Here is a 20693-nt window from a genome sequence, read left to right on the forward strand (position 1 = left end):
AACAGTTGCTTCTTCCTTCAACTGCAAGCTAAGTTCCGGGGCCATAAGTTTCTGGAGAAACACAAGAATGAAACGTCGCGAGTTCATGACCACCAGCGCCGCCGCTGTCGCCGCCGCCGCGTTCCAGCCCGGGCTTGCGTTGGCCCAAGCAGGCGATGCAAGGTTGAAGGCTGAACTCGACCGGATCTTCATTGGTGACGTCAACCTGTCGCCGGAGACCGCCACGAGCCGCGGTTTCGACAAGGGCGCGCGTGCCGCGCTCAAATTCCGGCTTGATGACGAAAGTGCCGCTGGTCGCGCCAAGCGCCTGGCCCATGCTCGGCGCTCGTTGCAGGAGCTTGAGGCAATCGCTCCAGCAAGCCTCAGCGATGCCGCCAAGCTACAGCGCGACGTTGCGATTTACACGCTGCAGCAGCGGCTGACGCCTGAGCAGTTCCAACTGGACTCCGTACGGCGTCCTTATCGCATCTTCCAGCAGGGCGGCTCCTACTTCAGCATCCCCGATTTTCTGAACAGCCAGCATACGATCGAGACCCGACAAGATGCCGAGGCGTACCTTTCGCGCCTCTCGGCTTTTCGCCAGTCCCTTGAGGACGATACGGCGTACCAGCGGCAGATGGCACCACGGGGCGTTGTGGCGCCACTCTGGTCGATCGACCTGACGCTCGGACAGATGCGCAAGTTGCGAGAACCTGCGGCTGCCGACAGCACCATGGTCAGTTCGCTGGTGCGACGTGCGCAGGAGAAGGGAATCGCCGGCGACTGGTCGGCGCGCGCGGCGAAAATCATCGAGGACGAGGTCTATCCAGCGCTCGATCGGCAGATGGCGCTCATGCAGGAACTGCGCAGCACTACGCCCGCCGGTGATGGGGTGTGGCGCCTGAAGGACGGCGATGAAATTTACGCTGCGGCGCTGAAGGACAGCATCACCACCGATCTGTCGCCTGATGAGGTGCATCGGATCGGCCTTCAGCAGGTTGCCGAACTCAGCGAGGAACTCACGAGCCTGCTCGATGCCGCCGGCTACAAGGGCGCGAATGTTGGCGAACGCCTGACCGCCCTGAATAACGCACCCGAGCAACTCTATGCAAACACGGACGAGGGCAGGGCGGCAATGATCGCCAGCCTCAACGATGGCGTTGAGCGTATGCAAGGTTTGCTGCCGCGGGCCTTTTCCAACGTGCCTAACGAACCGCTGGAGATTCGACGCGTGCCGCCCGAGATCCAGGACGGCGCTTCGAACGGGTACTACTACCGCGCGCCGCTCGATGGATCGCGACCTGCGATTTACTGGATCAACCTCAAGGACACGGCGGACTGGCCCAAGTATCAGCTTCCCTCACTCACCTATCATGAAGGCACCCCCGGCCATCACCTTCAGCTGAGCTATGCCAACACGAGTGACGATGTGCCGCTCTTCCTGCGGACGTTGTTCATTTCGGCATTTGGTGAGGGCTGGGCGCTCTACTCGGAACAGTTGGCGGATGAGCTTGGCGCTTACAGCGGCCTGGAGAAGGCAGGCTATCTGCAGTCGTTTCTTTTCCGAGCCGCGCGGCTGGTCGTCGATACTGGTATTCACTCGAAGCGCTGGAGCCGCGAGCAGGCGACCCGGTACATGGTCGACACTGTCGGCTTCGCGGATGCGCGCAGCCAGCGGGAGGTCGAGCGTTATTGTACGCAGCCCGGACAAGCCTGCAGCTACAAGATCGGTCACAACAAGTGGGCTGAGCTGCGCCAGCGAGCGCAGACGAGGCTTGGTGACAAGTTCAGCCTGCCATGGTTCCACGAGGTGCTGACGGAGGGACTGATGCCGCTCGAGATGCTGGAGCGGCGCGTAGACGAACGTATCGCGCAACGCATGCGCGCCTGACTGGCGATTCTGTCGGCGAGGGGCTCATGATGTCTCTCGCCGACAAACGTGTCCTTTGAGGCTGTAGCAGCCCCCTTAGACCTTCCTTCAGTCCTCGACCCTCAGTCCTCGACCATCGCAGCGAGTTCGAGCCAGCGTTCCTCTGCGGCACCTTTCGCCGCGCGCGCATTCTCAATCGAGGCAGTGAGGCTTGCGAACCGAGCGGGGTCGCGGGTGTAAAGTTCCGGGTCGGTGAGGGCTTGCTCATCCCGCGCGATGGCCCTGTCGAGTTCCTCGATTTGCTGCGGGAGCAACTCGTAGTCCCGCTGATCCTTGTAGGAGAGCTTGACCTTTGACCTGGCCGGTTGAGCAGGAGCTTCCCTGCGGGAATCTTGTGTGCCAGCTGCTTGCCCGCTCGAGCCTTTTGCTTTGCTCGTGACGCGCTGACGACGCTTGGCCTCCCAATCGGCGTAACCGCCAGCGATCACGTCGACGTGACCCGATCCATCGAGACCCAAGGTCACGGTTACGGTGCGATCAAGGAAGTCCCGGTCGTGGCTGACGATGAGAACCGTGCCATCGTAGTCCGCAATCACCTCTTGGAGCAGATCCAGTGTTTCGAGATCGAGGTCGTTGGTCGGCTCATCCAGTACCAGCAGATTGGACTTGCGAGCGAATTCCCGAGCAAGCAACAGCCGCGAGCGTTCTCCTCCGGAGAGGGTGCCCACTTTGGCATCGATGAGCCCAGGATCGAAGAGAAAATCCTTCAGATAGCCCTGCACGTGTTTACGCACGCCACGCACGTCAACCCAGTCACCTCCTTCGGCAAGGACATCCCGGATGCGCTTTTCGGGAGAGAGCAAGCTACGCTGCTGATCGATCACCGTGCCTTGCAGCGTCTGTGCAAGCGTGATCGAGCCTTCGTCCGGCTCAAGTTCGCCAGTAAGAATCTTGAGGAGGGTGGTTTTTCCCGAGCCGTTGGCTCCGACAAGGCCGATACGGTCACCACGCTGAATGCGCAGAGAAAAGTCGCGGATGATTGTACGCTGGCCTTCACCCGTGCCGAAGCGCTTGGTGACGTGCTCTGCAACGATGACAGACTTGGTCTTCGTCTCATCGGCCACGACCTTGAGCTTGGCTGTGCCCTGGGGGTTGAGCATGGCGGCGCGCTGGGCGCGCATCTCCCATAGCTTCTCCAGGCGGCCCTGGTTGCGCTTGCGGCGGGCGGTAACCCCCCGTTCGAGCCAGTGTGCTTCAAGCTTCAGTTTGGCATCTAGCTTGTCTGCGGCTCGTGCTTCTTCGGCATAGACCTGTTCCTCCCAGGCGTCATAGCCGCCGAAGCCCACGTCCTTGCGGCGCAACGAGCCGCGGTCGAGCCAAAGGGTAGAACGCGTCAGACGCGTGAGGAAGGTGCGATCGTGACTGATGACCACAAAGGCACCGTTGTAGCGCTGAAGCCAGCTTTCGAGCCAATCGATCGCGGCAAGATCCAGATGGTTGGTCGGCTCGTCCAAGAGCAGGAGATCGGGTTCAGATGCGAGCGCGCGGCACAAGGCAGCGCGCCGCCGTTCGCCACCTGATGCGCTGTGCGCCTCACGCGACAAGTCGATCCCCAGCTGCCCCGCGATCGCTTCAACCTCGTGACGAGGGGGGGCATCGTCGCCGGACAAAGCAAAATCGAGCAAGGTGTCATAGCCCTTGAAGAAAGGGTCCTGCTCAAGCGTGACTATGCGTGTCCCGGGCTGGACCGAGCGCGTGCCCTTATCTGCCTCCACCTGATCGGCAATCAGCTTGAGAAGTGTGGTCTTCCCGGCGCCATTACGCCCGATCAAGGCAAGCCGATCCCGGGGCCCGATAGCAAGGTCCAGATCGCGAAAAAGCCAGCCCGAACCCTGGATCAGTCCAAGGCCCTCCCAGCTTAGAATTGGTGCAGTCGCCATGGCTCCGCCCTAGCGGCGCGTCCGTGTCCGTGGCAAGTCACGGGGCAGATGTCGCGCATCAATCACAGCTACGGCGGAATTGCCCGCATTCACGAGGTGTTCAACGGAATGGCACTAGTCCGGCTCCGAGATGAAACGCAATAAAAGCCTTTGGATCATGGCGCTGGCTGCGAGCTATGCCGCTACTGCCCCCTCGATTGCCCACGCAGCCCCCGGCAGCGAACAGGGCGAGGTGCGCAAGGAACGCCGCGCGGGCAATGTGAGATCGCTGCGCGATATTGAGCGAAGCGTGCTGCCCCAGATGGCGGGAATGCAGTATCTTGGCCCCGAATATGATCCAGCCGCAATGGCTTATCGGCTGAAGTTCATCCAGGACGGCAAGGTGTTCTTTGTCGATGTTGATGCGCGTTCCGGCCGGATCATCGGACGGACGCGTTAGCTCACCGGGAACGGCGGGCTTTCTTGACCATTGCGTGCATTCGGCCCATTTCAGTGCGGCATCTGAGGGAGAGACGAACTTGCGCATCCTGATCGTCGAGGATGAACCCACACTCGGCAACCAGCTCAAGAACACACTCGAGCAACATGGCTATGCTATCGATCTTTCAACCGATGGCGAAGACGGCCATTTTCTCGGCTCGACCGAAGATTACGACGCTGTGATTCTCGACCTCGGGCTTCCCGAGATCGACGGGCTTACGGTTCTGGGCATGTGGCGCAAGGAAGGCCGGAACTTCCCCGTTCTTGTTCTGACGGCGCGCGATTCGTGGTCGGACAAGGTGGCCGGGCTGGATGCGGGCGCCGACGATTACCTGGCCAAGCCGTTCCAGACCGAGGAACTGATCGCGCGTCTTCGGGCACTGATCCGCCGCGCTTCCGGAAATACCTCCAGCGAGTTGACTGCCGGCGATGTCCGGTTGGACACGCGCTCCGGCCGCGTCACTCTGGCTGGAGAGCCGGTGAAGATGACGGCGCAGGAGTACAAGCTGCTTGCCTATCTGATGCACCATAAGGGTAAGGTGGTCAGTCGCAGCGAACTCATAGAACACATCTACGACCAGGATTTTGACCGCGATTCAAACACGATCGAAGTCTTCGTCACCCGTATTCGCAAGAAGCTTGGTGCAGACGTCATCACCACCATCCGTGGCCTCGGTTACAGCCTCGACGATCCCGCCGACGCGCCGCGAGGCTGACGCGGAGCCGCAGACGCCTCAGGCGTCAGAAGCGGTCACGTCTCCTGGTTCCGGCACGTCTGTGGGCGTGCCTGGCACCGGGTCGCTTGCGCGCCGCATGATGCTCATCGCGGCAGGTTGGATATTCATCCTCCTGCTGGGTGGGGGCGTTGCTCTGGATCGCATGTTGACGAGTCAGGTGACGCGCAACTTCGACGAGCAACTCGGCTATATGCTGACCGGCATGATTGGCTCGGCGGAGATCGGGCCCGACGGCGAGATCTTTTTCAATCGGCCCTTGGGCGATCAGCGGTTCCTTGAGCCGAACAGCGGTCTCTACTGGCAGATTCGAGGGGTCGGGCATGAGGATTTCCCCTCACGCTCTTTGTGGGATCGAACGCTCGAAGTGCCAGCCGATCACTTCGACTCGCAACCGCATGTGTACGACAGCACGCAGTTCGAAGGTGAGCCTCTGCGCGTGATGGAGCGCTCCATCATTCTGCCGGGCAGCAATACGGAGTGGATGTTCACTGTCGCTGCGAGCCGTGATGAGGTTGATGAGCAGATCAAATCCATACGCGCGATCCTCTTCTACAGCTTCGTTGGCCTGGGTCTCGGACTTCTTGCCATGGCTGGATTGCAGACGTGGTACGGCCTCTTTCCCCTTCGCCATGTACGCAAGGCAATCCGCCGCCTCAGAACGACTGGCGCCGCCCGGATGACCGAGCCGCTGCCCCAGGAAGTTCAGCCGCTAGTAGAAGAGCTGAATGCCCTGCTTGAGCATACTGACCGCCAAGCACAGGAAGCTCGGACCCATGCAGGCAATCTCGCCCATGCACTCAAGACGCCTCTTACGGTGGTGATGAACGCAGCGACCGCGCAGGCACCCGATCTGGCAGATACCGTCATGCGGGAAGCTGCCGTGATGCGGCGCCAGGTCGATCACCACCTTGCACGGGCTCGTGCTGTCGGACGGCGAGCAGCCGGCTTGTCGCGAGCGGGCGTGTGGTCAAGCCTGGAGGCGGTGTTGCGGGCCGTCGAACGGTTGTACGATGCGACTCGCTTCGATCTGGCCGGAAACCATGATGCGCAAGTGGCGCTGGAAAAGCAGGACCTGGAGGAAATCCTCGGCAACCTGATCGAAAACGCTGCGAAGTACGGCGGCGGCAGCGTGTTCGTGAGTGTTGACCAAGGCAACGATCCACGCTGGTGCGAAATCTGGGTGGAGGACGATGGCTCCGGCATACCTCCAGCCGAGCGTACGCGCATCTTCGACCGAGGCGCGCGGCTTGATACAAGCAAGCCTGGCACGGGGCTGGGACTTGCCATCGTACGCGACGTTGCCGAAATTTACGGTGGGTCGGTCGAGCTTGACGAAAGCGAAGACCTCGGCGGCCTGCTCGTCCGCCTGAGGTTGCCTCGCGCAATCAACTAACTGGTGCCGTTCGCCTTCGCCTGCTCGTGATGGCGGATTACCTCATCGATGATGAACCGCAGGAATTTCTCCCCAAAATCGGGATCAAGCTGGGCCTCCTCCGCCAGCTTCCTGAGTCGCGCGATCTGGCGCTCCTCTCGGCCGGGATCGGAAGCGGGCAGGTTGGTTTGCGCTTTGTAGGCGCCGACCGCCTGCGTGATCCGGAAACGCTCAGCAAGAATGTGAATCAGGGCAGCATCGATATTATCGATGCTCGCGCGGTATCCGGCGAGGACCGGATCGGGCGTGGTCGCGGCTGTATCGCCGGCGCGGGACATTGGCTCGCTCATGCGGCACGCCGCTAGCATGGTCGCACGAGCAACGCCACTCGCGGCTTTACGCTTGCGTTCGCGCGCTCATGCCCCCATGGCGCACGGCAATGAGCGCCGATGTCGTACCCCTGCGCCCGCGCGGAGCCGAGCCCTCGCTGTCCCCTATACTTGCGCTCACCGCGCAAGGGATGAACAGCGTCAACACCGTGATTCTCGACAGGATGCAAAGCGAGGTGCCGCTGATACCGGCTCTTGCTGGGCATCTGATATCCGGCGGAGGCAAACGGCTTCGGCCGATGCTGACTGTCGCGGGTGCCGAGCTGTGCGGTTATCAAGGGACGCGCCACCACAGGCTGGCGGCCGCGGTTGAGTTTATTCATACCGCCACCCTGCTGCATGACGATGTCGTGGACGGTTCCGATCTGCGGCGCGGGAAGGCTGCCGCCAACATCGTTTTCGGCAACCCCGCGACAGTGCTGGTGGGTGACTTCCTGTTTACACGCGCGTTCGAACTGATGGTGGAGGACGGCAGCCTCAAGGTTCTCAAGATCCTCTCCAAGGCTTCGTCGGTCATCGCAGAAGGGGAGGTCGACCAGCTCGTCGCCCAGCGCCACATCGAGACCAGCGAGGAGCGGTACCTTTCGATCATCGGGTCCAAGACCGCTGCTCTGTTCGCCGCTGCGACGCGGATCGCCGCAGTTGTCGCGGAAAAGACCGAGGCGGAAGAGCTGGCGCTGGACGCCTACGGCCGCAATCTGGGCATCGCCTTTCAGCTCGTCGACGATGCTATCGACTATGATTCCGAAGCTGAGGAGAGCGGCAAGGGCAAGGGCGACGACTTCCGGGAAGGGAAGATGACCCTTCCGGTCATTCTCGCCTATGCGCGCGGCTCTGAGGAAGAGCGCAGGTTTTGGCAGGACGCTATCGCAGGGTTCCGGACGGAGGACGAGGATCTCGCCCATGCCGTGGCGTTGATCAATCGCCATAACTGCGTTGAAGCAACCCGGGAGCGGGCGCGGCACTACGTGCAGCGCGCGATCGACGCCATCGCCGGTTTCCCTCCGACGGCTGCGCACGATGCTATGGTTCAAGCGGCGCTGTTCGCCGTCTCCAGGCGATATTGAGCAAGAAAAAGGCGGGGTCGGCTAACCGCCCCCGCCCGTCTACATCGCCGAAGGTGAATGCTCGCCTTCGTTGATTGTGATGCTTACTCCTCAAGCTCTTCGTCGTCGTCCACTTCGAGCGCCTCTTCCTCATCGCTGTCGAGAGCCTCTTCAATGGCTTCGGCGATGATATCGAGAGCATCGTAGTCGGCGACAAACTGAGTCATCTCACCGTCCTTGTCCTCGATCTTGATGATGTAATCCTCGCCCTTTCGAACGATGTTGAACGTTCCCAATTCCCTTGCGGCCATGTCTTGTCCTCCGATCACCATGCGGTTCCGGATCGCTAACCCGAGGGCGGCGAGTTGGTTGCACAGCGGACCACGCCTCACCGCAAAACCTGGAGCTGATCCCATGGCCTCCCGGTGTGTCATCAGGTAACAGCTGAGGCGTGAGCAAGCTTCCAGTCTATGACGTGCTCCCCGAGCTGCTGGGCGCGCTCAACGAGAGCGGGGCAGCTGTGCTCGTTGCCCCTCCGGGCGCCGGTAAGACGACCGCCATGGCCCCGGCGCTGCTCAATCAGGAATGGTGCACGGGCAAGGTCATTCTGCTTTCCCCCCGTCGAGTTGCTGCCCGCGCGGCGGCTGAGCGCATGGCGGAGGCTCTCGGCGAGAAGCCTGGTGAAACGATCGGATACCTGACCCGACTGGACTCTCGAACGTCGAGCCGCACCCGAGTGCTGGTGATGACGGAGGCCATTTTCGTCGCATCGGTGCTCGAAGACCCGGAACTTGCCGGAGTATCCGCAATCCTGTTCGACGAGGCGCATGAACGGCACCTCGATAGCGACCTCGGGCTCGCCCTTGCGATCGAATGCCGTGATGTCCTGAGGCCCGAACTGCGCCTCCTCGTCATGTCCGCGACTATCGATGGAGCCCGCTTTGCGCACCTGCTCGGCGGAGCGCCGGTGATTGAAAGCGAAGGCAGAGCCTATCCGCTAACGATCCGTTGGCTGGGCTCGGCTCCTGAGAAGCGCCTGGAGGACGCCATGGCTTCGGCGATCCTTACGGCCTGGCGTGAGGAGAAGGGCGACATTCTAGCTTTCCTGCCAGGCGTGTCCGAGATCAACCGGCTGGAGACCTTGCTCAGCCAGCGCCTGCCGGGAGCGCTGGCGCTTCCACTTCACGGGCAGTGCGAGCCACAAATGCAGCGGGCGGCGATCCGGAGCGATCCGCAGGGCCGTCGGCGCATTGTCCTCGCCACAGCAATAGCGGAAACCTCGCTCACCCTCGAAGGCGTCACTGTGGTTGTTGACTCAGGACTGAGCCGACGTGCAGAGTTCGACCGCGTGGCGGGGGTTACGCGTCTGGTCACGCATCGGGCAAGCCGCGCCGCGGCTGCTCAGCGTGCCGGTCGTGCGGCACGCCAGGAGCCCGGCGTCGCCTATCGGCTCTGGGAGGAGGCGGCACACCTCGGACGTCCTGAGTTCGACTCGCCTGAAATAGAAACAGCGGATCTCGCTCATCTGACTTTGGTGCTTGCGCAGTGGGGCAGCAGCGATCCCGCCGAACTCGCGTGGCTTGATCCTCCCCCGGCGGCTTCGCTTGCCGCTGCACGCGCGAAGCTGCAGACGTTGGGCGCGCTTACCGAGAAGGGGGGGGCGGGGGGGCAGATTACGCCGCTTGGTCGAGCAATCGCGAGCCTGCCTATGGATCCGCCCCAAGCGGCCATGGTCTTGTACGGAGCCGCGCTTGGGGAGGCGCAGACGGCCGCGCGCCTGGCCTTGTTGCTGCAAGAGCGCGGGCTGGGGGGGCGAAGCGACGATCTCATAAGCCGTTTGCGGCGTTGGGAAATGGATCGCACACCGCGCTCTGAAGCGTCTCGAAGGCTGGCGACGGGCTGGGCCAAGCGTGGCGAAAAGCTCGTGGAAACCACTGGAGCGCTCCTACAGACCCGGAAGAACGCTGCCGCTGCCGGTCCTATCCCCCCGGAAATTCTGCTCGCGATGGGCTATCCCGACATGGTTGCCCGTAGAAGAGACGCCAAGGGCGAGAACTGGCTGTCAGCTGGTGGGCGCGGCTATACGCTCGATCCCGCCTCGTCCCTCGCGGGAAGTGAGTGGATGGTCATTGGCGATGCGCAAGGACAGGCCAAGGGCGCTCGCATTCTTTCTGGTGCGGCGCTCGAAGGCACAGTTGTAGAACGCTGGCTGGCGGACCGGATAGAACGACGAACCACGCTGCGCTGGGGTGAGAGTGAGGATCGGGTCGAGGCGCGTCTGGAACGACGCCTTGGAGCGATCACGCTCAGTAGCGGTCCGGATCCAGCGCCTTGCGCGGATGCCATACGCGCTTTCCTGTTAGAGCATGTGCGGGGTAAAGGGCTTGAGATAGTCCCGTTCGGGAAAGCTGCTCACTCGCTGTTGAGACGGGCTCGCTACGCAGAGCTAGAGGCTTTGTCGGCAGAAGCCTTGCTCGCAGATCTCGATGAGTGGCTGGGGCCGTTGGTCCCTCGTAGACTCGACGGCATTGACCGGGCCGCACTTCATGAGGCTCTGGAGAACCGGCTCAGCTGGGATGATTGGCAAACGCTCCAACGGCTGGCTCCGCCCGAATTCACCAGTCCAGCAGGTACCCGTCACGCCATCGACTATGAAGACGAGGCTGGTCCGTCTGTAGAGGTGCGGGTACAGGCGCTCTTCGGATTGGACACTCATCCCACCTTCGGCAATCCACCACAGGCACTGCTCCTGAAGCTGACTTCACCAGCGGGCAGGCCTTTGCAGTCGACCCGGGATCTGCCGGGATTCTGGCGCGGTTCCTGGCGAGACGTGCAGCGCGAGATGAAGGGGCGGTATCCCCGACACCGGTGGCCTGACGAACCCTGGCGCGAAGACCCCAGCCTGAAGACACGCAACGCCTTCGAAGCAACGAAGCGTACTTGATTTTGGATCCGATTCGCGCGCATGGCTCTTGTCATGAGTGCACGCATTTATCAGCGCCCCAAGAACGCCATGCAATCGGGCAAGGCTCTGCTGGATCATTGGATCCTTGAGTTCGTTCCGGCCGAGGCAAAAAGGCCTGACCCGCTGATGGGCTGGGCCGGCTCGGGAGACACGCAACAGCAGGTGAAACTGACATTCCCCTCAAAGGATGAGGCGATTGCCTATGCCGAGCGCTACGGCATCTCCGCTGTCGTGCATGTTACCCCGCCGCGGCGGCTGAAGCTCCAGGCTTACGCGGACAACTTCCGCTGATCTGAAGCGTAGCGGGCTTGCATTCGGATTGCAGGCCCGCCATATGCGCGGCCGGGAGTCGGGTGGACGTTTGCGTTCGCCAACCTGGTCAGGTCCGGAAGGAAGCAGCCACAACGGATTGCGACGGGTCACTCGGCTCCTTTTTTCCTGACAATCATGGCCTCAGGCCCTACCCTCAGGCGATGAACGAATCCCGCGACATGTTCGGCGACACTCCTCCGTGGCAGCCGGATGGAGAGGACGCTCCCGCCTCGACCGCCGAGCTGGAAGCGGCCGGCCAATCCGCCATGTTCGAAGATGCTGCTGCCATTTCAACGCCGCCTCGCGTCGCAGAAAGCGCAGAACCCGCGGATCTGACCCCACCAGCGCCGCTACAGCCAAGTCTCGACGCTACTGACCTCCATCAGACCACTGCCGCGCAGCCGTATCGCGTACTTGCACGCAAGTACCGGCCGCAAACCTTCGCCCAGCTGATCGGGCAGGAGGCGATGGTCCGTACGCTGGCCAATGCCATCAAACGGGACCGGCTCGCCCACGCGTTCTTGATGACCGGTGTGCGAGGAGTTGGGAAGACATCGACTGCGCGCCTCATCGCCAAGGCGTTGAACTGCGTGGGGGCGGACGGGAAGGGTGGTCCGACCATCGATCCGTGCGGTGTCTGTGAGCCTTGCACGGCCATCGCCGAGGGACGCCATATCGATGTAATCGAGATGGACGCCGCCAGCCACACGGGCGTAGATGACGTGCGAGAGATCATTGAGGCGGTCCGCTACGCTGCGGTATCCGCTCGCTACAAGATCTACATCATCGACGAAGTTCACATGCTGTCTCGCAATGCTTTCAATGCTTTGCTGAAGACTCTTGAGGAGCCGCCGCCGCACGTAAAGTTCCTCTTCGCGACGACCGAAGTCGATAAGCTGCCGGTCACGGTTCTCTCGCGCTGCCAGCGATTTGACCTGCGCCGCATTCCTTCTTCCATGCTGGGCGAGCATTTCGCGCACGTCTGTGAGAGCGAAGGCGTACAAGCAGAGCAGGAAGCGCTGGCCATGGTGGCCGCCGCTGCCGAAGGATCTGTGCGCGACGGTCTGTCGATCCTCGACCAAGCCATCGCCCATGCCGATCTCGACGGCGAAGGGCTGGTGTGTGCAGCGCGCGTGCGCGACATGCTGGGCTTGGCGGACAAGGGTGCGCAGCGCAACTTGTTGAAAGCGGTCCTCGCCGGCGATGGGCCAGGCCTGCTCCAGCAGGTGGCCCAGCAGTTCGCACTCGGGGTGGAGCCGATTGCGTTGATGCGCGGTGTCATGAACCTCGTGCACCGTGTCACGGTAGCCCAGGTCGGTGGCAATGCGGCGGATGCGCCTTCCTCCGAGGAGCGCGAGGCTCTTGAGGACTGGGCAAGAATCCTGAGCGCGGGTCAGTTGCACCGGCTGTGGCAGCTTCTGCTCAAGGGTTACGAGGAGGTGAAGTCCGCGCCTGATCCGCTTGTAGCTGCGCAGATGGCATTGCTTCGCGTTATGCACGCATCAGATTTGCCGGACCCCGGCATGCTTGCGCGCAAGCTGGAAGAAATCGCCGCCCGGCCAGCTTCCCCGCAGGTGCCCTCGACGCAGGCTGGTGATGAACCGATCGGGGGCGGAGGTTCGCCTGCGTCCGGCCATTCCACGGTGAGCTGGGACGCGCTCGTTGAAGAGGTGGAACACGTGATCGGGCTTGGGATGGCGAGCACGATGCGAATGCAAGTTCGCGTGGTCGACCTGGCTGCGGGTCTGCTGCGCTACACACAGCCACCAGAATTCAAGGAAGACATCACCAGCTTGCTGCGCAGCGCCCTTGCAAAGACGACGGGTGAGGCCTGGCAGGTGGAGAAGGTCACCAGCGAAGGTGCGCCGACGCTGGTGGAGCGCGAAGAGCAGAAGAAAAAGGCCGATGAAGATGCGGTTCGCAGTGCACCCCTTGTGGCTGCCACCTTGGCCGCATTTCCCGAAGCAGAGTTGATCGAAGATGATCGCCAGTCCGCAACGGGCGGCGCAAACCGTAGTTGGAGACGCTGAAATGAAGTCGATGGAAGAGATGATCAAGGCGGCCCAGGCCGCTGCCGAGACCATCCAGCAGCAGATGAACCAGACTCAGGCGAAGCTTGATGAACTGGAAGTTGAAGGCCTTTCGGGCGGCGGTCTCGTCAAGATTCGCTGCTCGGCCAAGGGGCGGGTCATCGGGGTGTCGATCGACGACAGCCTCATGCAGACGTCAGAGAAAGCCATCCTCGAGGATCTGATCGCCGCGGCTTACAACGATGCTCGCGTTAAGGCGGATAGCGTGGCCGGCGAAGAGATGGCGAAGGCACAGCAGGGGATGGGATTGCCGCCAGGCTTCAAGATGCCGTTCTGAAGCGCCCTTGCCGATTGCTTGGCGTGCGAAGAGTGCGCGCTTGCAGCGCTAAGCGGTACGGCGATCCACAACATCGCCAACCACACCATTGCACCGCGCGGAGGAGGGCCCCATATTCGGCAGGTTAACGCCGGATTGTGCCGGCAGCGCGCGACGATTGCGCCCTATTCATTGGATAGATTCGTGAACCTGTTACCACTGCTTCCGCTTCGTGACATCGTGGTCTTCCCCGGTATGGTCGTCCCGCTTTTCGTGGGGCGCGAAAAGTCTGTTGCCGCACTTGAGGCGGCAATGGCTGGCGGCAAGGACATCTTCCTTCTCGCCCAGTTGGACCCGGGCTGCGACGATCCGGATCGCGACGATCTTTACGATACCGGTGTCATCGCGAATGTTCTTCAGCTGCTGAAGCTGCCTGACGGCACCGTACGCGTGTTGGTCGAAGGGCAGGAGCGCGCGCGGCTCGAGGGGCTGCGCACCGAGACGACGGCCGAAGGCGACATGTTGGTTGCGCAGGTCGAGGCAGTGGAACCGGTCGGCGCATCGGGCACCGAAGTCGCTGCCATGATGCGGCAGGTCGTCGAGCAATTTGGCGAATACGCCAAGCTCAACAAGAAGCTCTCCACTGACGCTAGCGAGCAATTGGGCGACATCGAGGACCCCGCGCGCCTCGCCGACACGGTAGCGGCGCAACTCGCTGCGAAGGTGTCGGACAAGCAGGCGGTGCTGTCCGAGCCGGATCCTTTGAAGCGGCTCGAAATGGTCTTCTCCTTCATGGAAGGCGAACTCGGTGTTCTGCAGGTGGAGCGCAAGATCCGCGGTCGCGTGAAGCGGCAGATGGAGAAGACGCAGCGCGAGTACTACCTGAACGAGCAACTCAAGGCGATCCAGTCGGAACTGGGCGGGGGCGACGGCGAGGACGCGAACGAACTCGCGGAGCTCGCAGAAAAGATCGAAAAGGCAAAGCTTTCCAAGGAGGCCAAGGAGAAGGCCACCGCGGAGCTCAAGAAGCTCAAGGGCATGCAGCCAATGAGCGCCGAAGCGACCGTCATCCGCAATTACCTGGATGTGCTGCTTGGTCTCCCCTGGGGCAAGAAGAGCAAGCTCAAGCGCGACATTTCCGAAGCGCAGGCGGTGCTCGATGAGGACCACTATGCACTCGACAAGGTGAAGGACCGGATTATCGAGTATCTCGCGGTCCAGGCCCGCACAAACAAGCTGAAGGGGCCGATCCTCTGTCTCGTCGGCCCTCCAGGTGTCGGCAAGACCTCCCTTGGCAAGTCGATCGCGAAGGCGACCGGGCGTGAGTTCATTCGCCAATCGCTAGGCGGTGTGCGCGATGAGGCCGAGATCAGGGGGCACCGTCGCACTTACATCGGCTCTCTGCCTGGCAAGATCATCACGAATCTGCGTAAAGCGGGAAAGAGCAATCCGCTCTTCCTGCTCGATGAGATCGACAAGCTCGGTCAGGACTTCCGCGGCGATCCGGCTTCGGCGTTGCTCGAAGTACTCGATCCGGAGCAGAACGCGAAGTTCCAGGACCACTACCTCGAACTCGACTACGATCTTTCAGACGTGATGTTCGTGTGCACCGCGAACTCGCTCAACCTTCCACAGGCGCTGCTCGACCGTATGGAGATCATTCGGCTCGAGGGTTATACCGAAGATGAAAAGGTCGAAATTGCGGAGCGCCATCTGGTCGCGAAGCAGATCGATGCGCATGGACTGAAGGAAGGGGAGTTCGTCCTCGAGCAAGAGGCGCTTCGCGATCTGATCCGGTACTATACTCGCGAAGCCGGCGTGCGAACGCTTGAGCGTGAGATTGCACGCCTGGCGCGGAAGTCCCTGCGGCAAATTCTTGAAGGTAAAGCGCAGACGGTCACGATCACTCCAGAGAACCTTCACGAGTTCTCCGGGGTCCGCAAGTTCCGCCATGGCGTATCCGAAGAGGAGAATCAGGTTGGCGCCGTCACCGGGCTGGCCTGGACCGAGGTGGGCGGAGAACTGCTGACTATTGAAGCAGTCACCGTACCCGGAAAAGGCCAGATCAAGGCAACGGGTAAGCTTGGCGAGGTCATGAGCGAGTCGATCCAGGCCGCTTTCAGCTTCGTGAAGGCGCGCTCGCCTGCTTACGGCGTCAAACCTTCGGTGTTTAACCGCAAGGATGTGCACATCCACTTGCCGGAAGGCGCGGTGCCCAAGGATGGCCCAAGCGCCGGGATTGGGATGGTCACCTCTATCATCTCCACGCTCACCGGTATTCCGGTCCGCAAAGACGTCGCCATGACGGGCGAAGTCACCTTACGCGGCCGGGTTCTGCCGATCGGCGGGCTGAAGGAAAAGCTGCTCGCAGCTCTGCGGGGAGGAATCACCACTGTGCTGATCCCGGAGGAAAACCGGAAGGATCTTGCCGAGATTCCGGAGAACGTGAAGGAAGGTCTCGAGATCATACCGGTCAGCCACGTCGACGAAGTGCTGGCAACGGCACTGACGGAGCCAGTGCAGGAAATCGAGTGGACCGAGGCTGACGAACTTGCAGCTGCGCCGCCCCATGCTGCGGCTCCGGGCTCGGCTGCAACGGCGCACTGAGGTAGACCAACGGGCGAGGGGGCGGCTGCCCGGCCGCAAGCCCCTCGCTTGTAATCACGAACTGCGGAGGCTAACCCGCGCGCTTAAGCGGCGCGGTCGCGGGACTTTACCAAGAAGGATAGATGGATGGGATATCGGGTAGCAGTCGTCGGAGCGACGGGTAACGTCGGCCGCGAGATGCTCAACATTCTGGCAGAGCGGGAGTTTCCGTGCGACGAGATCGCTGCGGTGGCTTCGTCTCGCTCGACCGGTACCGAGATCGAGTTCGGCGACACGGGCAAAATGCTCAAGGTCAAGAACATCGAGCATTTCGACTTCACGGGGTGGGATATCGCGCTCTTTGCAGCGGGTTCCGAGCCGACGAAGATCTATGCGCCCAAGGCTGCATCGCAGGGCTGCGTCGTCATCGACAACTCTTCGCTGTATCGCATGGACCCAGATGTTCCGTTGATTGTGCCCGAAGTGAACCCTGAGGCGATCGACGGTTACAAGGTGCGCAACATCATCGCGAACCCGAACTGCTCGACGGCGCAGATGGTCGTGGCGCTCAAGCCGCTTCACGATGCGGCCAAAATCAAGCGCGTCATTGTCTCGACCTATCAGTCAACTTCCGGTGCCGGTAAAGCCGGTATGGACGAGTTGTTCAGCCAGAGCCGCGCAATTTTCGTGGGCGACCAGGTTGAGCCGCAGAAGTTCACCAAGCAGATCGCCTTCAACGTGATCCCGCACATCGACGTGTTCCTAGACGATGGCTCCACTAAGGAAGAGTGGAAGATGGTGGTCGAGACCAAGAAGATCCTCGATCCCAAGATCAAGCTCGTCGCCACCTGCGTACGCGTCCCGGTCTTCGTGGGCCACTCGGAGTCCATCAACATCGAATTCGAGAACGAACTGTCGGCTGAGCAGGCACAGGATATCCTGCGTGAAGCTCCCGGCATCATGTTGGTCGATAAGCGTGAAGACGGTGGATACGTCACGCCCGTCGAATGCGTGGGCGATGGGGCCACTTACATCAGCCGCGTTCGCGAGGATCCGACGGTCGAGAACGGCCTGGCACTCTGGTGCGTGTCCGACAATCTCCGCAAGGGCGCGGCGCTGAACGCGGTGCAGATTGCTGAGTTGCTTGGCAGACGGCACCTGAAAAAGGGCTGACCGCATAGCGCCGATAGCCGACGTCATCTTTGCGGTGCGTCGGCTGTCGGGCCCGGCGCATAACGCCTTGGAGCGAAACGCCGCCAGACATCGTAACCCGGCATCGTATAGCGCCGGATGCGGCGATGATAATCTATATTATGTTAATTTTGGATTGGCCGAAAGGGCTATCCGGCCATCCCGCCCGATTGTAGCACCCGGACTACCAGAACCACTGCGATGATGATCACGGCCCAGATCAGCGCGAACTTCAGCCGCTGACCACGCTCCATTGAGCGAGTGACGAGGCCGCGCCAGACAAGAAACAGCGCACCGAGCACGGTGACAATCGATACGATCAACTCCGCTCTCATGCAGCCAGCACCAGTCCATCAAAGCCGACGAGTACGTGCGCTGGAACCTCGTCTGATAGAGAGGCGTAGTCCATACTTTTATCGAGATGCGTGAGAACTGCACGCCCGACCCGCGCCGCATCTGCCAGTTCCAGAGCCATGCCAAGGTGCGCATGCGTTGGATGCGGCTCGCGACGGAGACAGTCCACAACAAGGATGTCGCAGTTGACGAACAGTTCGACCATCTCCCTGGTGATCTCGCTAAAGTCGGTCGCATAACCTATCGACTTACCGCCATGATCGAACCTGTATGCGGTCGACTGCGCTGGACCATGCGGCATCTGGCAGCTCGACACTCCGAAACCTTCGCAGATCCTCAGGTTCTTAAGGTCGTCCAGCGACGCAATGGTCGGATAGCCAAACTGGCCGGCGAAGACGTAGCCAAAGCGCTGTCGCAATCGGCGCGCAGTCTCTGATCCCGCATATCCCGGGATCGGTCCTCCACGACCGTAGCGGAGCGGTCGGAGATCGTCGATCCCGTGACAGTGGTCGGCGTGATCGTGGGTCCAGAACACCGCATCTATCCGCGTAATGCCGCAGTTGAGCAACTGGCTGCGCAAATCCGGTGAGGTGTCCACCAGAAGGCGGCTGCCTGCGTCGTTTTCAACAACGATAGAGACGCGGCTCCGGCGGTTGCGCGGCTCTGCCGGATCGCACAGGCCCCAATCTATTCCTTCCTCACCGCCCAATCGCGGCACACCGGTTGAAGTTCCACTGCCAAGAAGCGTTACTTTCACTGCGCCGCTTTCTGGAAGAGTGAAAAGAAGTTGCGGGTGGTGACTTCAGACAGGTTCTCAAGAGATGACCCGCGCAGGTCCGCGAGGAACTTGGCCGTATCCGCAGTAAAGGCAGGCTCACACGTACGACCGCGGTGCGGTACCGGCGCCAGGAAGGGCGCGTCCGTTTCCACCAGCAGGCGTTCCTCCGGCAGTTCCGCCGCAATCGCCTGCAAGCCTCTGGCATTCTTGAATGTTACGATCCCCGACAGCGAGATCGAGAGCCCCTGGTCTAGCATGCACTGGGCGAACTCCGCCGACGCGGTGAAGCAGTGGATCAAGGCCGGGAACGCGCCCTTCCCCATCTCCTCCTTGATAATCGCTGCGGTATCTTCCTCAGCATCCCGAGTATGAATGATCAACGGCAATCCGGTTTCCCGTGAGACGTTGATGTGAGTACGAAACAGCGCTTGTTGCGTTTGGCGATCAGACTTGTCGTAGTAGTAGTCTAGTCCTGTTTCCCCGATCCCGATGACTTTGGGGTGCGCTGCCGCCTCCAGCAGCGCGGCCTCGCCAAGATCTTCGTGCGCATCGGCCTCGTGCGGGTGTATTCCCACGCTCGCCCAGACATCGGCCTCTTGATCTGCGGTCGCAATCACCGCTTCCCACTCTGACCTGCGAGTCGAGATATTGAGAAACCCGCCGATTCCAGCGGCGCGAGCACGGCTCAAAACGCCCTCGCGGTCCTCGACGAGGCCCTCGTATTGAAGGTGGCAGTGGGAGTCTATCAGCATCAGGCGCCTTCGGTTGCCGCGGCTTCCGGCATCTCGAGGCGAGGGAACACGCCGCTGGGCTGGCCGATGCGGAAGCCGCTTTCGGCCAAGTCTTCCAACCAGCGGTCGTCAGAGAGCGATGCATACTCGCGTGCGTGCGAAGCCACGCCCATCTGATCAAGAAGCTTGTCGATAGCCGACGGCGCTACCGGACGAACAGCAATGGCCAAGCTGCGGACACAGCGAAGAAGCGTCATCAAAACCGCCTGCATGCGATCGGGATCGGTCTTGCGCAGAGCCCAAGGCGCCTGTTCATCGACATATTGGTTACACGCGAAGACCGCTCTCATCCAAGCTTCGAGTCCGTCGCTGAAGTCCAGGTCAAGAAAGGCGCGGCGCAGGCCTGTAATGCCGAGTGCGACGGCATCCCCGAGCGTCACATCCGCCTCGGTGAGCTCATGATGCGGACGCAAATCGCCATCCATGTTCTTGAAGATCATCGACAAAGTGCGTTGAGCCAGGTTGCCGAAGCTATTCGCGAGCTCTGCGTTCGCGCGGGTGACGATCGCTTCGGGTGAATAACTGCCATCCTGCCCGAAAGCGACCTCACGCATGAGGAAGTAGCGCAAGGTGTCGACGCCATATTGCTCCGCCAGCAAGAGCGGATCCGTGACGTTCCCGAGGGACTTCGATTCCTTCTGCCCGCGATTAAGAAGAAAGCCGTGACCGAATACCTGTTTCGGTAGCGGCAAGCCGGCGCTCATCAGGAAGGCGGGCCAGTATACTGCGTGAAAGCGAACGATGTCCTTGCCGATCAGGTGAAGGTCGGCGGGCCACCACTTGGCATAATCACCGGTTTCGTCGGGAAAGCCCAGGCCTGTGATGTAGTTCGTGAGCGCGTCGACCCACACATACATCACGTGCCCCTCACTCCCAGGCACGGGCACCCCCCAGTCGAAGCTTGTGCGCGACACGCTCAGGTCTCGCAGTCCGCCTTCCACGAAGCGCATGACTTCGTTGCAGCGGCTTTGCGGACGGATGAACTCAGTTGACCGGTAGAGATCCAGCAGGCGCTCCTGATAGCGGGATAGCCGGAAGAACCAGCTTTCCTCGACAGTCCACTCTACGGGAGTGCCTTGGGGGGACAACTTCTCGCCGCCCTCACCCGTGACCAGTTCAGCCTCATCGTAGTAGGCTTCGTCGCGAACGGAATACCAACCTTCATAGCGATCCAGGTAAAGGTCGCCCGCTGCCTCCATTCGGCGCCAGAGATCCTGAGCGGCAGACTGATGACGCGGCTCCGTGGTACGGATGAAAGTGTCATACGCGATGTTCAAAGAATCGCACATGACCTTGAAATGAGAGGACATTTCATCAGCCAGTTCCGAGGGAGTGGTTCCCAGGTCGCGCGCCTTCTGCGCCATCTTGAGGCCGTGCTCATCCGTGCCCGTCTGCAGCCGTACGTCAAAGCCTTCGGCCTTGCGGTGTCGAGCGATGACGTCCGCTGCGATCGCTTCATAAGCATGGCCGATGTGAGGACGGCCGTTTGGATAACTGATGGCGGTTGTGATGTAGTAGGGATCGGCCATGCGCCGCCGCGACTTTCTCTGACTATCG

At 61.4% G+C, this 20693-nt stretch carries 18 protein-coding genes and 1 other RNA gene; 12 read left to right on the top strand and 7 right to left on the bottom strand.

The annotated features are described in order from the left end of the window. Window positions 1–67 precede the first annotated feature (67 nt). Window positions 68–1870, top strand: coding sequence for a DUF885 domain-containing protein (locus ABUH87_RS01360; protein WP_367768217.1), 1803 nt, complete (start codon window positions 68–70; stop codon window positions 1868–1870). A 101-nt stretch (window positions 1871–1971) separates the two neighbouring features. Here the strand turns inward: ABUH87_RS01360 and ABUH87_RS01365 are convergent, their stop codons facing one another. Continuing rightward, complete coding sequence (locus ABUH87_RS01365; protein ID WP_367768220.1) at window positions 1972–3789, bottom strand: ABC-F family ATP-binding cassette domain-containing protein; 1818 nt, start codon at window positions 3787–3789, stop codon at window positions 1972–1974. A 130-nt stretch (window positions 3790–3919) separates the two neighbouring features. Between ABUH87_RS01365 and ABUH87_RS01370 the strand changes: the two genes are divergently transcribed. The 3 genes from ABUH87_RS01370 to ABUH87_RS01380 all read left to right on the top strand — a co-directional run bounded on the left by ABUH87_RS01370 (window position 3920) and on the right by ABUH87_RS01380 (window position 6399). After that, window positions 3920–4228: a PepSY domain-containing protein gene (locus ABUH87_RS01370; protein WP_367768223.1), complete on the top strand. Its 309-nt coding sequence runs from the start codon at window positions 3920–3922 to the stop codon at window positions 4226–4228. 79 nt (window positions 4229–4307) lie between these two features. Continuing rightward, window positions 4308–4985, top strand: coding sequence for a response regulator transcription factor (locus ABUH87_RS01375; protein WP_367768226.1), 678 nt, complete (start codon window positions 4308–4310; stop codon window positions 4983–4985). Between the two features lie 97 nt (window positions 4986–5082). Next, window positions 5083–6399 (top strand): sensor histidine kinase, encoded by a 1317-nt coding sequence (locus ABUH87_RS01380; protein WP_367768301.1) that lies wholly within the window; start codon window positions 5083–5085, stop codon window positions 6397–6399. Here the strand turns inward: ABUH87_RS01380 and ABUH87_RS01385 are convergent. Next, window positions 6396–6728 (bottom strand): chorismate mutase, encoded by a 333-nt coding sequence (locus tag ABUH87_RS01385; protein ID WP_367768229.1) that lies wholly within the window; start codon window positions 6726–6728, stop codon window positions 6396–6398. The genes ABUH87_RS01380 and ABUH87_RS01385 overlap by 4 nt on opposite strands. 89 nt (window positions 6729–6817) lie before the next feature. On the opposite strand from ABUH87_RS01385, the gene ABUH87_RS01390 reads away from it, so the two are divergent. Then, window positions 6818–7834, top strand: coding sequence for a polyprenyl synthetase family protein (locus ABUH87_RS01390; RefSeq protein ID WP_367768233.1), 1017 nt, complete (start codon window positions 6818–6820; stop codon window positions 7832–7834). 83 nt (window positions 7835–7917) lie between these two features. Here the strand turns inward: ABUH87_RS01390 and ABUH87_RS01395 are convergent, their stop codons facing one another. Beyond that, entirely contained in the window at window positions 7918–8229 is a 312-nt protein-coding gene (locus tag ABUH87_RS01395; RefSeq protein WP_367768245.1) for a hypothetical protein, read from the bottom strand. A 35-nt stretch (window positions 8230–8264) separates the two neighbouring features. Here ABUH87_RS01395 and hrpB point away from each other — a divergent pair, with 35 nt between their 5' ends. The 7 genes from hrpB (at window position 8265) to ABUH87_RS01430 (ending at window position 17195) form a co-directional block, all read left to right on the top strand. Continuing rightward, a complete protein-coding gene (gene hrpB, locus ABUH87_RS01400; protein ID WP_367768249.1) occupies window positions 8265–10757 on the top strand; it encodes an ATP-dependent helicase HrpB in 2493 nt (830 codons plus the stop codon). A 33-nt stretch (window positions 10758–10790) separates the two neighbouring features. After that, a complete protein-coding gene (locus tag ABUH87_RS01405) occupies window positions 10791–11069 on the top strand; it encodes an ETC complex I subunit (RefSeq protein ID WP_367768252.1) in 279 nt (92 codons plus the stop codon). Between the two features lie 51 nt (window positions 11070–11120). Continuing rightward, window positions 11121–11215: signal recognition particle sRNA small type (ffs, locus tag ABUH87_RS01410), an RNA gene on the top strand. A 36-nt stretch (window positions 11216–11251) separates the two neighbouring features. Further along, window positions 11252–13120 carry a DNA polymerase III subunit gamma/tau gene (locus ABUH87_RS01415; RefSeq protein ID WP_367768255.1) on the top strand — a complete coding sequence of 623 codons (1869 nt, stop codon included), beginning with the start codon at window positions 11252–11254 and terminating at the stop codon, window positions 13118–13120. A gap of 1 nt (window position 13121) precedes the next feature. Further along, complete coding sequence (locus ABUH87_RS01420; RefSeq protein ID WP_367768258.1) at window positions 13122–13457, top strand: YbaB/EbfC family nucleoid-associated protein; 336 nt, start codon at window positions 13122–13124, stop codon at window positions 13455–13457. 183 nt (window positions 13458–13640) lie between these two features. After that, window positions 13641–16043 (top strand): endopeptidase La, encoded by a 2403-nt coding sequence (gene lon / locus ABUH87_RS01425; protein WP_367768261.1) that lies wholly within the window; start codon window positions 13641–13643, stop codon window positions 16041–16043. Window positions 16044–16169: 126 nt separating this feature from the next. Then, complete coding sequence (locus ABUH87_RS01430) at window positions 16170–17195, top strand: aspartate-semialdehyde dehydrogenase (RefSeq protein WP_367768265.1); 1026 nt, start codon at window positions 16170–16172, stop codon at window positions 17193–17195. A gap of 167 nt (window positions 17196–17362) precedes the next feature. Here ABUH87_RS01430 and ABUH87_RS01435 read toward each other — a convergent pair whose 3' ends face one another. The 4 genes from ABUH87_RS01435 to metG are packed head-to-tail and all read right to left on the bottom strand — an operon-like array spanning window position 17363 to window position 20665. Beyond that, window positions 17363–17548 (bottom strand): hypothetical protein, encoded by a 186-nt coding sequence (locus ABUH87_RS01435; protein WP_367768268.1) that lies wholly within the window; start codon window positions 17546–17548, stop codon window positions 17363–17365. Beyond that, window positions 17545–18324, bottom strand: coding sequence for an MBL fold metallo-hydrolase (locus ABUH87_RS01440; RefSeq protein WP_367768271.1), 780 nt, complete (start codon window positions 18322–18324; stop codon window positions 17545–17547). Before ABUH87_RS01440 ends, ABUH87_RS01435 begins: the two co-directional genes overlap by 4 nt. After that, window positions 18321–19097, bottom strand: a complete 777-nt coding sequence (locus ABUH87_RS01445) for a TatD family hydrolase (RefSeq protein ID WP_367768274.1) — start codon at window positions 19095–19097, stop codon at window positions 18321–18323. Before ABUH87_RS01445 ends, ABUH87_RS01440 begins: the two co-directional genes overlap by 4 nt. Further along, window positions 19097–20665, bottom strand: a complete 1569-nt coding sequence (gene metG, locus ABUH87_RS01450) for a methionine--tRNA ligase (protein ID WP_367768277.1) — start codon at window positions 20663–20665, stop codon at window positions 19097–19099. Before metG ends, ABUH87_RS01445 begins: the two co-directional genes overlap by 1 nt. Window positions 20666–20693 lie beyond the last annotated feature (28 nt).

The sequence above is a fragment of the Novosphingobium rhizovicinum genome (genome assembly GCF_040813635.1).
In the GTDB taxonomy this organism is placed as follows: Bacteria; Pseudomonadota; Alphaproteobacteria; order Sphingomonadales; family Sphingomonadaceae; genus Novosphingobium; species Novosphingobium rhizovicinum.

What these genes read in the sequence shown, in the direction of transcription:
- metG (WP_367768277.1), bottom strand. Translation starts at nt 20,665, where the DNA reads ATGGCCGATCCCTACTACATCACAACCGCCATCAGTTATCCAAACGGC.
- ABUH87_RS01360 (WP_367768217.1), top strand. Translation starts at nt 68, where the DNA reads ATGAAACGTCGCGAGTTCATGACCACCAGCGCCGCCGCTGTCGCCGCC.
- ABUH87_RS01370 (WP_367768223.1), top strand. Translation starts at nt 3,920, where the DNA reads ATGAAACGCAATAAAAGCCTTTGGATCATGGCGCTGGCTGCGAGCTAT.
- ABUH87_RS01445 (WP_367768274.1), bottom strand. Translation starts at nt 19,097, where the DNA reads ATGCTGATAGACTCCCACTGCCACCTTCAATACGAGGGCCTCGTCGAG.
- ABUH87_RS01405 (WP_367768252.1), top strand. Translation starts at nt 10,791, where the DNA reads ATGAGTGCACGCATTTATCAGCGCCCCAAGAACGCCATGCAATCGGGC.
- ABUH87_RS01365 (WP_367768220.1), bottom strand. Translation starts at nt 3,789, where the DNA reads ATGGCGACTGCACCAATTCTAAGCTGGGAGGGCCTTGGACTGATCCAG.
- ABUH87_RS01435 (WP_367768268.1), bottom strand. Translation starts at nt 17,548, where the DNA reads ATGAGAGCGGAGTTGATCGTATCGATTGTCACCGTGCTCGGTGCGCTG.
- ABUH87_RS01415 (WP_367768255.1), top strand. Translation starts at nt 11,252, where the DNA reads ATGAACGAATCCCGCGACATGTTCGGCGACACTCCTCCGTGGCAGCCG.
- ABUH87_RS01420 (WP_367768258.1), top strand. Translation starts at nt 13,122, where the DNA reads ATGAAGTCGATGGAAGAGATGATCAAGGCGGCCCAGGCCGCTGCCGAG.
- ABUH87_RS01395 (WP_367768245.1), bottom strand. Translation starts at nt 8,229, where the DNA reads ATGGGATCAGCTCCAGGTTTTGCGGTGAGGCGTGGTCCGCTGTGCAAC.
- ABUH87_RS01380 (WP_367768301.1), top strand. Translation starts at nt 5,083, where the DNA reads ATGATGCTCATCGCGGCAGGTTGGATATTCATCCTCCTGCTGGGTGGG.
- ABUH87_RS01385 (WP_367768229.1), bottom strand. Translation starts at nt 6,728, where the DNA reads ATGAGCGAGCCAATGTCCCGCGCCGGCGATACAGCCGCGACCACGCCC.
- ABUH87_RS01390 (WP_367768233.1), top strand. Translation starts at nt 6,818, where the DNA reads ATGAGCGCCGATGTCGTACCCCTGCGCCCGCGCGGAGCCGAGCCCTCG.
- ABUH87_RS01430 (WP_367768265.1), top strand. Translation starts at nt 16,170, where the DNA reads ATGGGATATCGGGTAGCAGTCGTCGGAGCGACGGGTAACGTCGGCCGC.